This is a genomic window from Duganella sp. P38, from assembly GCF_050859475.1.
Classification (GTDB): Bacteria; Pseudomonadota; Gammaproteobacteria; order Burkholderiales; family Burkholderiaceae_D; genus Rugamonas.
The window spans coordinates 1,928,320-1,941,497 of record NZ_CP193936.1; the positions used below are offsets into that span (position 1 = coordinate 1,928,320).

Annotated in this window: 13 protein-coding genes and 1 pseudogene; 11 read left to right on the forward strand and 3 right to left on the reverse strand. The window is 64.5% G+C overall.

The genetic code is table 11. The features are described from left to right. Positions 1-101: 101 nt before the first annotated feature. A complete protein-coding gene (locus ACRQ5J_RS08835) occupies positions 102-296 on the reverse strand; it encodes a hypothetical protein (protein WP_432382673.1) in 195 nt (64 codons plus the stop codon). 453 nt (positions 297-749) lie between these two features. Between ACRQ5J_RS08835 and ACRQ5J_RS08840 the strand changes: the two are divergent. The 8 genes and pseudogenes from ACRQ5J_RS08840 to ACRQ5J_RS08875 all read left to right on the forward strand — a co-directional run bounded on the left by ACRQ5J_RS08840 (position 750) and on the right by ACRQ5J_RS08875 (position 7,574). Beyond that, positions 750-1,354 (forward strand): annotated as a pseudogene (locus tag ACRQ5J_RS08840) (MotA/TolQ/ExbB proton channel family protein). A 9-nt stretch (positions 1,355-1,363) separates the two neighbouring features. After that, complete coding sequence (locus ACRQ5J_RS08845; protein WP_432382675.1) at positions 1,364-1,798, forward strand: ExbD/TolR family protein; 435 nt, start codon at positions 1,364-1,366, stop codon at positions 1,796-1,798. A 96-nt stretch (positions 1,799-1,894) separates the two neighbouring features. Further along, complete coding sequence (gene lpxK / locus ACRQ5J_RS08850; protein WP_432382677.1) at positions 1,895-3,019, forward strand: tetraacyldisaccharide 4'-kinase; 1,125 nt, start codon at positions 1,895-1,897, stop codon at positions 3,017-3,019. Then, positions 3,000-3,176, forward strand: a complete 177-nt coding sequence (locus ACRQ5J_RS08855; RefSeq protein ID WP_008446346.1) for a Trm112 family protein — start codon at positions 3,000-3,002, stop codon at positions 3,174-3,176. The genes lpxK and ACRQ5J_RS08855 overlap by 20 nt, the downstream gene beginning before the upstream one ends. Before the next feature lie 13 nt (positions 3,177-3,189). Beyond that, positions 3,190-3,936: a 3-deoxy-manno-octulosonate cytidylyltransferase gene (gene kdsB, locus ACRQ5J_RS08860; RefSeq protein WP_432382679.1), complete on the forward strand. Its 747-nt coding sequence runs from the start codon at positions 3,190-3,192 to the stop codon at positions 3,934-3,936. 176 nt (positions 3,937-4,112) lie between these two features. Further along, the gene (gene adk / locus ACRQ5J_RS08865; RefSeq protein ID WP_432382681.1) at positions 4,113-4,769 is read left to right on the forward strand and encodes an adenylate kinase; all 657 of its coding nucleotides are present in this window, start codon (positions 4,113-4,115) and stop codon (positions 4,767-4,769) included. 124 nt (positions 4,770-4,893) lie between these two features. Further along, positions 4,894-7,029, forward strand: a complete 2,136-nt coding sequence (locus tag ACRQ5J_RS08870; protein WP_432382683.1) for a sodium-translocating pyrophosphatase — start codon at positions 4,894-4,896, stop codon at positions 7,027-7,029. 65 nt (positions 7,030-7,094) lie between these two features. Then, a complete protein-coding gene (locus ACRQ5J_RS08875; protein WP_432382685.1) occupies positions 7,095-7,574 on the forward strand; it encodes a hypothetical protein in 480 nt (159 codons plus the stop codon). Position 7,575: 1 nt separating this feature from the next. Here ACRQ5J_RS08875 and ACRQ5J_RS08880 read toward each other — a convergent pair whose 3' ends face one another. Beyond that, positions 7,576-9,576, reverse strand: a complete 2,001-nt coding sequence (locus ACRQ5J_RS08880) for a TonB-dependent receptor domain-containing protein (RefSeq protein ID WP_432382687.1) — start codon at positions 9,574-9,576, stop codon at positions 7,576-7,578. Positions 9,577-9,705: 129 nt separating this feature from the next. Beyond that, positions 9,706-10,146, reverse strand: a complete 441-nt coding sequence (locus ACRQ5J_RS08885) for an OsmC family protein (RefSeq protein ID WP_432382689.1) — start codon at positions 10,144-10,146, stop codon at positions 9,706-9,708. Positions 10,147-10,250: 104 nt separating this feature from the next. Here ACRQ5J_RS08885 and ACRQ5J_RS08890 point away from each other — a divergent pair, with 104 nt between their 5' ends. The 3 genes from ACRQ5J_RS08890 to ggt all read left to right on the forward strand — a co-directional run bounded on the left by ACRQ5J_RS08890 (position 10,251) and on the right by ggt (position 13,159). Beyond that, entirely contained in the window at positions 10,251-10,403 is a 153-nt protein-coding gene (locus tag ACRQ5J_RS08890) for a hypothetical protein (protein WP_432382691.1), read from the forward strand. A gap of 124 nt (positions 10,404-10,527) precedes the next feature. After that, a complete protein-coding gene (locus ACRQ5J_RS08895) occupies positions 10,528-11,286 on the forward strand; it encodes a 3-hydroxyacyl-CoA dehydrogenase (RefSeq protein ID WP_432382693.1) in 759 nt (252 codons plus the stop codon). Positions 11,287-11,380: 94 nt separating this feature from the next. Further along, complete coding sequence (ggt, locus tag ACRQ5J_RS08900; RefSeq protein WP_432382695.1) at positions 11,381-13,159, forward strand: gamma-glutamyltransferase; 1,779 nt, start codon at positions 11,381-11,383, stop codon at positions 13,157-13,159. Positions 13,160-13,178 lie beyond the last annotated feature (19 nt).

Here is a 13,178-nt window from a genome sequence, read left to right on the forward strand (position 1 = left end):
AATTTGTGTGGAACTTGGGTGAGCGATAGCCTTTTTCTTGTTGCCTGAATTGCCATGCTTAAAATTTACGCACGGAAATTATATCGTGACAAATCAATGACTTAATACGTGCGGCGCGCTGTTTCGCACACTTTTATCCACAGAATTTGTGCAAAACTCGACAGCGGAGCAGACTTCGGCCCGGTCCGGCAGCGGCAGGCGCGGCCTTTTTGCCTGCGCTGGGTGCGCCCGAAAACGGCTGCATTATTTTTGCGCAAGGAAATAAAATCAAACCAAATCAAGGGCTTGGATTTCAATTGCGGGCCTTGCTAACAATCTTATCCACACAAAATGTGTAGAAGTGCACAGTCGTGTTCGATAGGCGAAAGCGATTGGTCGCTTTTCTCCCCGCAGCGGTGGATAAGCCGGTTTTGGCGCTCGCAGGCGGCGCAAAACAGCTGACTGCCAAATTTTTACGCAGGGCAAAAAACCCTTATAAATCAATAGGTTTAGGGTTTGCGGCGGGGCTTGCTCACAATCTTGTCCACAAGAAGTGTGGGGAAGTGCACAGACGAAACCGCTTCTGGTATTGCGTATTTTTTGAGCTGACTTGGTATTTCCTTTTAAATCAACGACTTGAAACACCATGCATGGCTTTGCTCACATTATTGTCCACAGAAAATGTTGAGAACTCCACCAGGCACTTGCCGTTCGCGCCCCAACAAGATACATTGCGCCATTCAGTTCCAGATTTTCTACAGGAGTTCGTTTTGCTCGCCATCTTCCAAGCCGCCGGCTGGCCTATCTGGCTGTTGTTGATCGCTTCCATCGTTGCAACCGCGCTGATTATCGAACGCCTGATGTATCTCCGCCGCGGCAAGCTGATCCCGAAAAAGCTGCTGGACGAAGTGGTGCAGGTCTACCGCAACAAGCAAATTACGCCCGACATCATCGACAAGCTGGAAAAAGTTCGCCGCTGGGCGTCGTGCTATCAGCCGCGCTGCGCAATGTGGACGCGCCGCGCGAGGTGATGAAGGAATCGATCGAAGAGGCGGGCAGCGGCGTCGCGCACACGCTGGAACGCTTCCTGACCACGCTGGGCACCATCGCCACGCTGGCGCCGCTGATGGGCCTGTTCGGCACGGTGGTCGGCATGATCGAGATTTTCGGCTCGCAGAACGCGGCCGGCTCCAACCCGGCGCAGCTGGCGCACGGCATTTCGGTGGCGCTGTATAACACCGGTTTCGGCCTGGCGATCGCGATGCCGACGCTGGTGTTCTACCGCCATTTCCGCGCGCTGGTGGACAGCTTCATCATCGACATGGAGCAGCAGGCGGTGAAGTTCGTCGACATCGTCCATAGCAAGCGCAAGTAAGGACTGGTCATGAATTTCCGCAAAGGCCAGCGCCGCGAGGACCCGGAGATCAACCTGATCCCGTTTATCGATGTGCTGCTGGTGATCCTGATTTTCCTGATGGTCAGCACAACCTACAGCAAGTTCACCGAGTTGCAGATCACGCTGCCGACGGCCGAGGCGCAGAAGGCGGCCGACAAGCCATTCGAGCTGAGCGTGACGGTCGATGCCAAGGGCAACTACACCATCAATGGCGAGCCGGTGTCGTTCCGCGATGTGCACGGCCTGGCGCAGGCCATGCGCGACGAGGCCGCCAAGGCCGGCGATGCCGGCAAGTCGCCGGTGGTGATCGTCAATGCCGACCAGTTCGCCATGCATCAGATGGTGATCAATGTGATGGAAGCCGCACGCATCGCCGGCTACGAGAAACTCACCTTTGCCGCGCAAACCGGTGGCGCAAAGTAAGGTCATTCCCGCGCAGGCGGGAATCCATGGAACGTGAAATTGGATGCTCAGCCTGGATTCCCGCCTGCGCGGGAATGACGGGGGGCGGATTTTATATTGTCGAATCAAAACACATCATCGCTGGAATCGACGCTGACGCGTAACTGGCTGCGGCGCGGCCCGCTGGCGTGCGCCTTGTGGCCGGTGTCGCTGCTGTTCCGCCTGCTGACCCGCCTGCGCGTGGCCCTGTTCCGCGCCGGCGTGCTGGCGTCGTCGCGGCTGCCGGTGCCGGTGGTGGTGGTCGGCAACATCTACATCGGCGGCACCGGCAAGACGCCGCTGACCATTTGGCTGGTGCAGGCCTTGCAGGCGGCAGGCATGCGGCCGGGGGTGATTTCGCGCGGCTTCGGCAGCGCCGGGGAGGGCGCGCGCGCGGTGACGCTGGCGTCGACGCCGGCGCAGGTCGGCGATGAGCCGCTGCTGATCAGGCAGCGCACCGGCGCGCCGGTGATGGTGGGCCGCGACCGCGCCGCCACCGGCCGCGCCTTGCTGGCCGCGCACCCGGAAGTCGATATCCTGCTGACCGATGATGGCTTGCAGCACTACAAGCTGCAACGCGATGTGGAAATCATTCTGTTCGACAGCCGTGGCGCCGGCAACGGCTGGCTGCTGCCGGCCGGTCCGCTGCGCGAACCGGTTTCGCGCCGGCGCGACTTCACCGTCATCAATACGGCGCAGCTGACGCCGGAACTGGCCGCCGCCGTCGGCAGCCAGTTCGCGCGGTCCGGCCAGGCCGCGCCGGCGGCCGGCGGTCCGGCGCGCGGTCCGGGCGGCGCCTGGCAGATGACGCTGGCCGGCGATGTCGCCGAGCAGCTGCGCGACCGCGGCCAGCGGCGCACGCTGGCAGAACTGGCGCGGCAGCAGGCGGCAACTGGCGGCGGGCTGCGCATCGCCGCCGCCGCCGGCATCGGCAATCCGGCGCGCTTCTTTGGCATGCTGAAGGCGGCCGGCCTGCACATCACCGAGCTGCCCTTGCCCGATCATCACGACTTCCAGGACCGGCCATTTGCCGCCCTCGACGCCGACCTAATCTTGATGACCGAGAAGGATGCAGTAAAATGTGCGCAAATTGAAGAACTCAGCGGCGACCCGAGACTATGGGTCGTCCCGGTAACGGCGCGCATCGACCGCGCGCTGGCCGACCAAATTGTGGAGAAATGTCGTGGACGCTCGATTGCTTGATATCCTGGTTTGCCCGGTCTGCAAAGGCCCTCTGGAGTACGATAAAAAAGCCCAGGAAATGATTTGCAAAGGCGACCGCCTGGCTTATCCGATCCGCGACGGCATCCCGATCATGTGGGCCGACGAGGCGCGCACCCTGCAGGACAAGGCCGAATAAGGAAACCGACGCCGTGTCCTTCATCGTCATCATTCCGGCGCGCCTGGCCTCGACCCGGCTGCCGAACAAGCCGCTGGCCGATCTCGGCGGCAAACCCATGGTGGTGCGCGTGGCCGAACGCGCGCAGCAGTCGGGCGCCGCGCGCGTCATCGTCGCCACCGACCATGAGGACATCCGCGCCGCCTGCCAGCAGCACGGCGTGGAAGTGTGCCTGACCCGCGCCGACCACCCGTCCGGCACCGACCGCATCGCCGAAGTGGCGCGCACGCTGAACCTGGCGGCCGACGCCGTCATCGTCAACCTGCAGGGCGACGAGCCGCTGATCGACCCGGCGCTGCTGCAAGCGGCCGCCGCGCGCATCGGCGCCGAGGTGCCGATGTCGACCTGCGCCCACCCGCTGCACGAGGTGGCGGACGCGTTCAACCCGAACGTGGTCAAGGTGGTGCTGGACCAGGCCGGCCGCGCGCTGTACTTCTCGCGCGCCACCATCCCGTGGCACCGCGACGGCTTCGCGCAGTCGAAGGACAGCCTGCCCGCGGGCTATGTGCCGCTGCGCCACATCGGACTGTACGCCTACCGCAACGACTTCCTGCAAGCCTACCCGGCGCTGCAAGTGTCGCCGCTGGAATCGATCGAGGCGCTGGAACAGCTGCGCGTACTGTGGCACGGCTATCCGATCGCCGTGCACGTCACCGACTCGGCCCCGGCCGCCGGTGTCGATACGCCGGAAGATCTGGAACGTGTCCGCCAGTTCTATTGATTTAGCTCAAATTTAAGTCAGTCAGCCGTCAGTTCACGCTGATATAACAAGCATAACTGTGCGATATTCATACGGTCTATCGGCGGGAAATTGGCGTAACGACGGCGTTTTGTGGTAAGTTTCGTACGATCTGATACTCACCAACCATACCCATATCTGTTTTTTAGGAATTCTTCATGCGTCTTATTCTTTTAGGAGCACCAGGTGCCGGCAAGGGCACCCAGGCTAATTTCATCAAAGAAAAATATAACATCCCACAAATTTCGACTGGTGACATGCTCCGCGCCGCGATCAAGGCCGGCTCCGAGCTGGGCCTGGCCGCGAAAAAGGTGATGGATGCGGGTGGTTTGGTATCGGATGACATCATTATCGGCCTGGTCAAGGATCGCCTGACGCAGCCGGACTGCGCCAACGGCTACCTGTTCGACGGCTTCCCGCGCACCATCGCGCAAGCCGACGCCATGAAGGACAGCGGCGTGGCGGTTGACTACGTGCTGGAAATCGCCGTGCCGGACGAGCAGATCATCGAGCGCATCGATGGCCGCCGCTGCCACCCGGCCTCGGGCCGCGTGTACCACGTCAAATTCAACCCGCCTAAAGTCGAAGGCAAGGACGATGTCACCGGCGAAGACCTGGTGCAGCGCGACGACGACAAGGCCGAGGTGGTGAAGAAGCGCCTCGACGTTTACCACAACCAGACCGAAGTGCTGCTGAGCTACTACAACAACTGGGCCCAGACCGGCGAGCCGGGCGCGCCGAAGTACCGCCGCATCGAAGGCGTCGGTCCGGTCGATCAGATTCGTGACGCAGCGTTTGCCGCGCTATCGAAATAAGGTTTAAAGTAGAGCGGACCGATGGTCCGCTTTTTTTGCCAGCGCCATCCCGATTTTTGAAGTTTTGCAGTTCGCACGTGCAGTGTGGTTTGTAAGCTTGATCAACAAAAATAAAGGGGACATTATGGCAGCCAGTATCTGGTTAGCAGTGGCGTGCGGCGTTATCGCCGTGATCTATGGTCTGGTGTCGCGCAGCTGGATCTTGCGACAGGACGCGGGCAATCCGCGCATGCAGGAAATCGCGCTGGCGATTCAACAGGGCGCCGCGGCCTATCTCGCGCGCCAGTACCGCACCATCGGCATCGTCGGCGTGGTGCTGCTGGTACTCATTGCTGTGCTGCTCGACGTGAGCACCGCCATCGGCTTCCTGATCGGCGCGGTGCTGTCGGGCGCTTGCGGCTTCATCGGCATGAACGTCTCGGTGCGCGCCAATGTGCGCACCGCGCAGGCGGCCGCCAAGGGCATGAACGAGGCGCTCGACGTCGCCTTCAAGGGCGGCGCCATCACCGGCATGCTGGTGGTGGGGCTGGGCTTGCTCGGCGTGGCCCTGTTCTATATGTTCCTGGTGGCCGGTGTGGCGCCGGGCGTCGACCTGCACCACGTGATCGAGCCGCTGATCGGGCTGGCGTTCGGCGCCTCGCTGATTTCGATTTTCGCGCGGCTCGGCGGCGGCATCTTCACCAAGGGCGCCGACGTCGGCGCCGACCTGGTCGGCAAGGTCGAGGCCGGCATTCCGGAGGACGACCCGCGCAATCCGGCGGTGATCGCCGACAACGTCGGCGACAACGTCGGCGATTGCGCCGGCATGGCCGCCGATCTGTTTGAAACCTATGTGGTGACGCTGATCGCTACCATGCTGCTGGGGGCGCTGCTGATGGGCGGCGTCGGCCGGGAAGCCGGCGCGGCCACCACGGCGGTGGTGTATCCGCTGTTGCTGGGCGCGGTGTCGATCATCGCCTCGATCATCGGCTGCGCCATGGTCAAGGCCAAGCCGGGCAAGAAGATCATGTCGGCGCTGTACACCGGGCTGTGGTGGGCGGCCGGGCTGTCGCTGATCGGCTTCGTGGCCGTCACCTGGCAGCTGTGGCCGGATGACGCCATGCGCGCCAGGATGATCGGCTGCACCGTGGTCGGCATCGTGCTGACCGGGCTGATGGTCTACATCACCGAGTACTACACTGGCACGGATTTCCATCCGGTCAAGCACATCGCCGAGGCCTCCACCACCGGCCACGGTACCAACATCATCGCCGGCCTGGGCGTGTCGATGAAAGCCACCGCGTGGCCGGTGCTGGCGGTGTGCGTGGCGATCCTGGCGTCCTACCAGCTGGGCCAGCTGTACGGCGTGGCGATCGCGGCGACGTCGATGCTGTCGATGGCCGGCATCGTGGTGGCGCTGGACGCCTACGGCCCGATCACCGACAACGCCGGCGGCATCGCCGAAATGTCGGGCATGCCCGACTCGGTGCGCGCGATTACCGATCCGCTCGATGCGGTGGGCAACACCACCAAGGCCGTCACCAAGGGCTATGCGATTGGCTCGGCCGGGCTGGCGGCGCTGGTGCTGTTTGCCGACTATACGCACGCGCTGGAATCGGCCGGGCGCGCGATCACGTTCGACCTGTCCAACCCGATGGTGATCGTCGGCCTGATTATCGGCGGCCTGATTCCCTACCTGTTCGGCGCCATGGCGATGGAGGCGGTGGGCCGCGCGGCCGGCGCGGTGGTGGTCGAGGTGCGGCGGCAGTTCCGCGACATCAAGGGCATCATGGAGGGCACCGGCAAGCCGGAGTACGACAAGGCGGTCGACATGCTGACCGCCTCGGCGATCAGGGAAATGATCGTGCCGTCGCTGCTGCCGGTGGTGGTGCCGGTGCTGGTCGGCATGCTGCTGGGACCGGCCGCACTGGGCGGCATGTTGATGGGCACCATCATCACCGGCTTGTTCGTGGCGATTTCGATGACCACCGGCGGCGGCGCCTGGGACAACGCCAAGAAATATATTGAGGATGGCCACCACGGCGGCAAGGGGTCGGAAGCGCACAAGGCGGCGGTGACCGGCGACACGGTCGGCGATCCATACAAGGACACGGCCGGCCCGGCCGTCAATCCGCTGATCAAGATCATCAACATCGTCGCGCTGCTGCTGGTGCCGTTGCTGCCGGCCTCGGGCTGGCTGTCGGTGTCGGCGCCGCCGGCGCACCCGCCGGCGCTGGTCGCCCCGGCCGAGCTGCTGCCGCCGCCACCGCCGCCACGGTAACTAAATGTATCGCGGGCTTCCCTCCTGGCGTGCACCTGCTAATAATGGAGAGAGGAGGGAAGACCATGGGCATGATGAAACCAGCCGCGTTGGCGGCAGCATTTCTGTTCGGCATGCTGGTGTGCGAGTCAGCCTGGGCGCAGCAAGCGGCTGCGCCCGCCAGCGACGCCAAGGCCGCCGAAGAGGCAGACGCCGCCTACGCCAGACTGCCGTTCTGCGCGCTGAATGCCGAGGGCACCGGGCTGGCGGTCCAGCCGTGCCGCAAGGCGCCGGCGCAGGTGCCGATGCCGCGCCGTCCGGTGCCGCAGATCATACAGCCGATGCCGCAGCCCAAGCGCGCGCCGCAGGTGGCGATGCCCGGCATGCCGCCGTCGACGCCGCTGCCGGCGCTGACCCCGCCGCCGCACGCGCCGGTGCCGGTCACCACGTGCGACGCGGCCGGCTGCTACGGCGCCAACGGCGTGCGCTACAACAACATGGGCGGCGGCGTGGTCGGCCCGAACGGCAAGGTCTGCAACCGCTCGGGCGCCACCATCCAGTGCTAGATCAGAAGCGCGCGGTCAGGCCGGCGAACATGCGTCGGCCCGGCACGTAATAATCGACCAGGCCGTCGGCGGTCGGCCCCTTCCTGAACAGGTTTTCGACGCCGCCGCGCACGGTCCAGCGCGGCGTGACCTTGTACGAGACGACCGCGTCGACAATGGTGTAAGCGCGGTTCGACAGCGGCCCGGCATCGAGCTCCTTGCCGGTGTACTGCGCCGCTACCTCGCCGAACAACTGGTCGCTGACCTGCCAGCCCAGCGCCGAGTACCACGACAGGCGCGGCGTCGACAGCAGGTTGGCGCCGGTGGTCAGGTTCTTCGCCTCGCGCATATAGGTGAAGTTGTTGCGCCAATTGAGGTTGCGCGTGATCGGCACCGTGGCGGTCGCCTCCAGACCGCGGGTGCGCGCCTTCTGGATGTTGGTCAGCCGGGTCCACCACAGCCTCTGGTAAAAGCCCAGCGGCGCATAGTCGATCTTGTTCTTGAAGTCGTTGTGGAAATAGGTGATGCCGAGGTCCCAGCCCTGATGCTCATAGGCCAGGCCCAGTTCGGCGGCGGTGCTGGTTTCCGGCTTCAAATCCGGATTGCCGGCCATGTAGCAGCCGCCGCGCACATAGCCCAGCGGGAACAGGCTGGTGCAGCCCCGGCCGCCCGAATTGGTGGCCGAGGCCGGCGAGTTTTCCTTCAGGCTCGGCGCGCGGAAGCCCTGCGACACGCCGCCCTTGACGGTCCACGCTGGCGCAGGGTGGTAGACCAGGTATGCGCGCGGACTGTAGTGGTTGCCGAACTTGCTGTGGTGGTCGAGGCGCAGGCCGAGCGTGGCGCTCAGGTCCTCGCGCAGGAACAGCTGGTCTTCGGCAAACAGCGCCGAGGTGGTGCCGGACAGCGTTGCGCCTTCGACCTTGTTGCCCAGATAATCGGTCGGCACGGTGCCGATGGTGTCGGTATTGGTCAGCTGCTGGTCTTTCCACTGCGCGCCTACCACCAGCAACTGCTCGACGCCCCAGCCCAGCCGTTTTTCCAGCGTGGCGTCCAGCGTGGTGTCCTTGGCGCGCGCGACCGTGTTGGCGATGCGGTTGTCGAAGTCATTGTGATAGAGGTTGAGCTTGGCCGTGCCGAGGTCGAAGCGGCCCTCGTAGCCGAGGCTGACGCTCTTGCGTATCAGCTTGCTGGCGCCCCAGGCGTAGAACAGCGGTTCGCCGTCCGGGTCCAGCGTCGATGAGTCGCTGGCCTGCTGGCGGCCGTAGCTGGCGTCCACGGTCAGGCTTTGGCGCTGGCCGAGCTTCCAGCTCAGTTGTGCGCTGGCGCTCTGGTTGCGTTCGCCGCCGATGCCGCCGGCGTTGCCGCGCACCTGTTCATCGGGATTCTGCTTGCTCTGGCTGACGCCGAAGCGCATGCCGACCGTGTCGCTCAGCGGGCCGGCGACGTTGAAGCCGAGCTGGGTCGCGTGGCCGCGTCCGCTGTCCTGCGGGCGGGTGGTGTTGGCGGTGGCCGAGCCGTTCCATTTGCCCGGCACTTTGCGCGTGATGATGTTGATTACGCCGCCCATGGCGTCCGAGCCGTACAGCGACGACATCGGGCCGCGCACGACTTCGATGCGCTCGATCATGTCGGGCGAGATCCAGTTCAAGTCCTGGCGGCCGAGGTCGGGGCGGTAGGCGGTGTCGGCCGAGCTGCCGACGCGCTTGCCGTCGACCAGGATCAGCGTGTATTTATCGGGCAGGCCGCGCAGCTTGATCTTCGATTCCTCGCCGACCGGGCTGGTGCCGCCGGTGACGCCGGGAATGCGGCGCAGCAGCGTGTTGAGGTCGTAGACGGGCTGGCGCTCGATCTCTTCGCGGGTGATGACGCTGACGCTGGCCGGCGCATCCTTGATATCGACGGCGGTGCCGGAGGCGGTGACGACGACGGTCGGCAGGGCGGCGTCAATGGCCGCGTCGGCGGCCCAGGCCTGGTGGACGGACAGCGCCAGCAAAGTGGCAACAACAGGACGACAGGTAGACATAAGGCTTTCCAGAGTGGTGGTGCCTGGCTGCCTACCGGGTGCTAGGTGGTTCGTAAAATGCGGTCGCTTGCCGCAATGAGAATGAAAATCATTTGTATTGTAGCTGTTGCTTGGCAAAAAATAAAGTGCTTACACGATGGACGGTTCGCACAGGATGGGGAAGTTGACCGAGTTGGCGATGTAGCACTTCTGGTGCGCCACGTGGTGCAGTTGCAGCGCCAGTTCGCGGTCGCCGGCCGCGATGGTGACGCGCGGGCGCAGCACGATGCGCTCGAAGCGGTCGTCGTGCATGGTGCCGGCGGCCGCATCTTCGTAGGCGGTGACGATGATGCCGGCGTCCGCGCACAGGTGCAGATACCACAGCTTGTGGCAGGCCGACGCCGACGCCACCAGTAGTTCTTCCGGATTCCAGCGCGTGGCGTCGCCGCGGAAGGCCGGGTCGGACGAGCCTGGAATGGTTGGCTTGCCGGCGGCGCTGATGGCGTGGTCGCGGTCGTAGTCGCGGTAGCCCGAGGTACCGCTGCCCCGGTTGCCGGTCCAGGTTACGGTGAGTTGGTAGTGGTGTTTCATGACTTCCTCCTTGCCGGGTAGTGTAGTGGATTGTTGCCAGGCGGCTTGTGAAAAATGCATAGCATCCCCATTTGCCTTTCCAATAACAAGTTCAGGGGAAAACCATGCTCGCACCGAAAGCGCCACGCTCCGTCCACGATAATCGCCCGGTCGCCGTCCAGGTGGTGAAACAACAAAAGTCCGGCGCGGTCGATAAACATGTTCTGGTTGTTGATGATGTCAGGAAAAAGGATGTGCCCCCGCTGCGATCGAAGTAGCCGTCATTCCCGCGCAGGCGGGAATCCATGCTGAGCCGTTCCATGGGTTCCCGCCTGCGCGGGAACGACGGGTGCTACAATGATGACGTTTACGTAAAACGTCAAATAAGAATGGGAGACAGGCATGCAGATACAGGACAGCGTATTCATCATCACCGGCGGGGCGTCGGGTTTGGGCGCGGCGACCGCGCGCATGGTGGCAAAGCAGGGCGGCAAGGTGGTGCTGGCCGACGTGCAGGCACAGGCCGGCCAGCAATTGGCCGCTGAACTCGGCGGCGTTTTCGTCAGGTGCGATGTCACCTCGGAGGACGATGGCAAGGCGGTAGTTGCGGCAGCGCTGGTGCAGGGCACGCTGCGCGGCATCGTCAACTGCGCCGGCATCGCGCCGGCCGCCAAGACGGTCGGCAAGGACGGCCCGCACGCGCTGGAGCTGTTTCAGAAAGTGGTGATGATCAATCTGGTCGGCACCTTCAACATGGCCCGCCTGGCCGCCGACGCCATGAGCAGGAACGCGCCGCTGGAGACGGGCGAACGCGGCGTCGTCATCAACACCGCCTCGGTCGCCGCGTTTGACGGCCAGATCGGCCAGGCGGCCTACGCCTCGTCGAAAGCCGCCGTCGCCGGCCTCACGCTGCCGATGGCGCGCGACCTGTCGCGCAATGGCATCCGCGTGATGACCATTGCCCCCGGCATTTTCGAAACGCCGATGTTGATGGGCATGCCGCAGGAGGTGCAGGACGCGCTGGGCGCGATGGTGCCGTTCCCGCCGCGTCTCGGCAAACCGGATGAATACGCGCTGCTGGCGAAAGCCATCATCGAGAACCCGATGCTGAACGGCGAAACCATCCGCCTCGACGGCGCGATCCGCATGCAGCCCAAATAGCGACGGCATGCCTACGCAATAACACGCAAAACAGCACGCAAAACGATCTAAACGAATTCGTGTACGATGCCAGATGATTTGTTTGGGAGAGTACATGATTCGTTTGAAGACCCTGGCGCTGAGCGTCGCCATCATCGGCGCGCTGCACGCGCCAGCCTGGGCGCAGCGCGCCACGCCGGACCACGCGCCGGAAATCGCCACCGGCTATGCCGAGAAGGCCGGCAAGTCGGCGCAAAAATTCATGGTGGCAGCCGCCAATCCGCTGGCCACGCAGGCGGGCTATCAGATGCTCAAGCAGGGCGGCGCCGCCATCGACGCGGCCATCGCCGTGCAAATGGTGCTGACGCTGGTTGAGCCGCAATCGTCCGGCATCGGCGGCGGCTCCTTCCTGGTGTACTCCGACGGCAAGCGCGTGCAGTCGTATGACGGCCGCGAAACCGCGCCCGCCGCTGCCGACGAACACCTGTTCCAGGACGCCGCCGGCAAGCCGGTGTCGCGCGAAGTAGGCGTGGTCGGCGGCCGCTCGACCGGCGCGCCCGGCGTGCTGCGCATGCTGGAGCTGGCGCACAAGCGGCACGGCAAGCTGCCGTGGAAAACGCTGTTCCAGCCGGCCATCGAACTGGCGCAGAACGGTTTTGCCGTCAGCCCGCGTTTGAACGCGCTGATCTCCTACGACAAATTCCTGGCGCGCGATCCGGTCGCCCGCGCCTACTTCTACGACGCCGACGGCAAGCCTCGCCCGGTCGGCTACATCCTGAAAAATCCGGAGCTGGCCAGGACGCTGCGCGAAATCGCCGACGGCGGCGCGGACGCCTTCTACAAGGGCCGCATCGCCAGCGACATCGCGGCGAAAGTGGCGTCGCACCCGACCAATCCGGGCAAGCTGACCGCCGCCGACATCGCCGGCTACCAAGCCAGGGAACGCGCGCCGATCTGCAGCGACTACAAGCAGTGGACCGTGTGCGGCGCGCCGCCGCCATCGTCGGGCGGCATCGCCATCGCGCAGATGCTGGGCATTTTGGAGAACCAGGACATCAGCGCCTACAAGCCGGTCAACGGCCAGCTGACCGCCGAGGGCATCCACCTGTTCAGCGAAGCCGGACGACTGGCCTACGCGGACCGCAACCGCTACGTCGCCGACACCGACTTCGTGCCGCTGCCCGGCAAAGGCGTTGCCGCCATGCTGGACAAGGGCTACCTGAAACAGCGCGCGGCGCTGATCGGCGAACAGTCGATGGGCACTGCCAAATACGGCACGCCGGACACCATGCAGGTCGCCTGGGGCGCCGACACCGCCATCGACAAGCCATCCACCTCGCACCTGGTGGCGGTCGACGCCTTCGGCGGCGGCCTGTCGATGACCACCTCGGTGGAAGACGCCTTCGGCGCGCGCCAGATGGTCGACGGCTTCATGCTGAACAACCAGCTGACCGACTTCTCGTTCGACTCGCAGGACGAAAACGGCCCGATCGCCAACCGCGTCCAGCCGGGCAAGCGCCCGCGCAGCGCCATGTCGCCGACGCTGGTGTTCGACAAGGGCACGCACAAGCTGGTGCTGGCCACCGGCTCGCCGGGCGGCTCGGCCATCATCAACTACGTGGCCAAGGTGCTGGTCGGCACGCTGGACTGGGGGCTCGATGTGCAGCAGGCCATCAGCCTGCCCAATATCGGCAGCCGCAACGGCCCGACCGAGCTGGAAAAGGGCCGCGTCAGCCGCGCCGTGGTGGCGCAGCTGAAAGCGCGCGGCCACGATATCCGCGAATATGATCAGAACTCGGGTTTGCAAGGCATTCAGCGCCGCACCGTCGACGGCAGGCAGGAATGGTTTGGCGGCGCCGATCCGCGCCGGGAAGGGGTGGTTTTGGGGGATTAAGCTCCCCAAATCGCGCAGA

Bases quoted from the DNA above. Each gene is read 5' to 3' on its own strand.
- ACRQ5J_RS08845 (WP_432382675.1), top strand. From the start codon at position 1,364: ATGAATTTCCGCAAAGGCCAGCGCCGCGAGGACCCGGAGATCAACCTG.
- adk (WP_432382681.1), top strand. From the start codon at position 4,113: ATGCGTCTTATTCTTTTAGGAGCACCAGGTGCCGGCAAGGGCACCCAG.
- ACRQ5J_RS08870 (WP_432382683.1), top strand. From the start codon at position 4,894: ATGGCAGCCAGTATCTGGTTAGCAGTGGCGTGCGGCGTTATCGCCGTG.
- ACRQ5J_RS08875 (WP_432382685.1), top strand. From the start codon at position 7,095: ATGGGCATGATGAAACCAGCCGCGTTGGCGGCAGCATTTCTGTTCGGC.
- ACRQ5J_RS08880 (WP_432382687.1), bottom strand. From the start codon at position 9,576: ATGTCTACCTGTCGTCCTGTTGTTGCCACTTTGCTGGCGCTGTCCGTC.
- ACRQ5J_RS08885 (WP_432382689.1), bottom strand. From the start codon at position 10,146: ATGAAACACCACTACCAACTCACCGTAACCTGGACCGGCAACCGGGGC.
- ACRQ5J_RS08890 (WP_432382691.1), top strand. From the start codon at position 10,251: ATGCTCGCACCGAAAGCGCCACGCTCCGTCCACGATAATCGCCCGGTC.
- ACRQ5J_RS08895 (WP_432382693.1), top strand. From the start codon at position 10,528: ATGCAGATACAGGACAGCGTATTCATCATCACCGGCGGGGCGTCGGGT.
- ggt (WP_432382695.1), top strand. From the start codon at position 11,381: ATGATTCGTTTGAAGACCCTGGCGCTGAGCGTCGCCATCATCGGCGCG.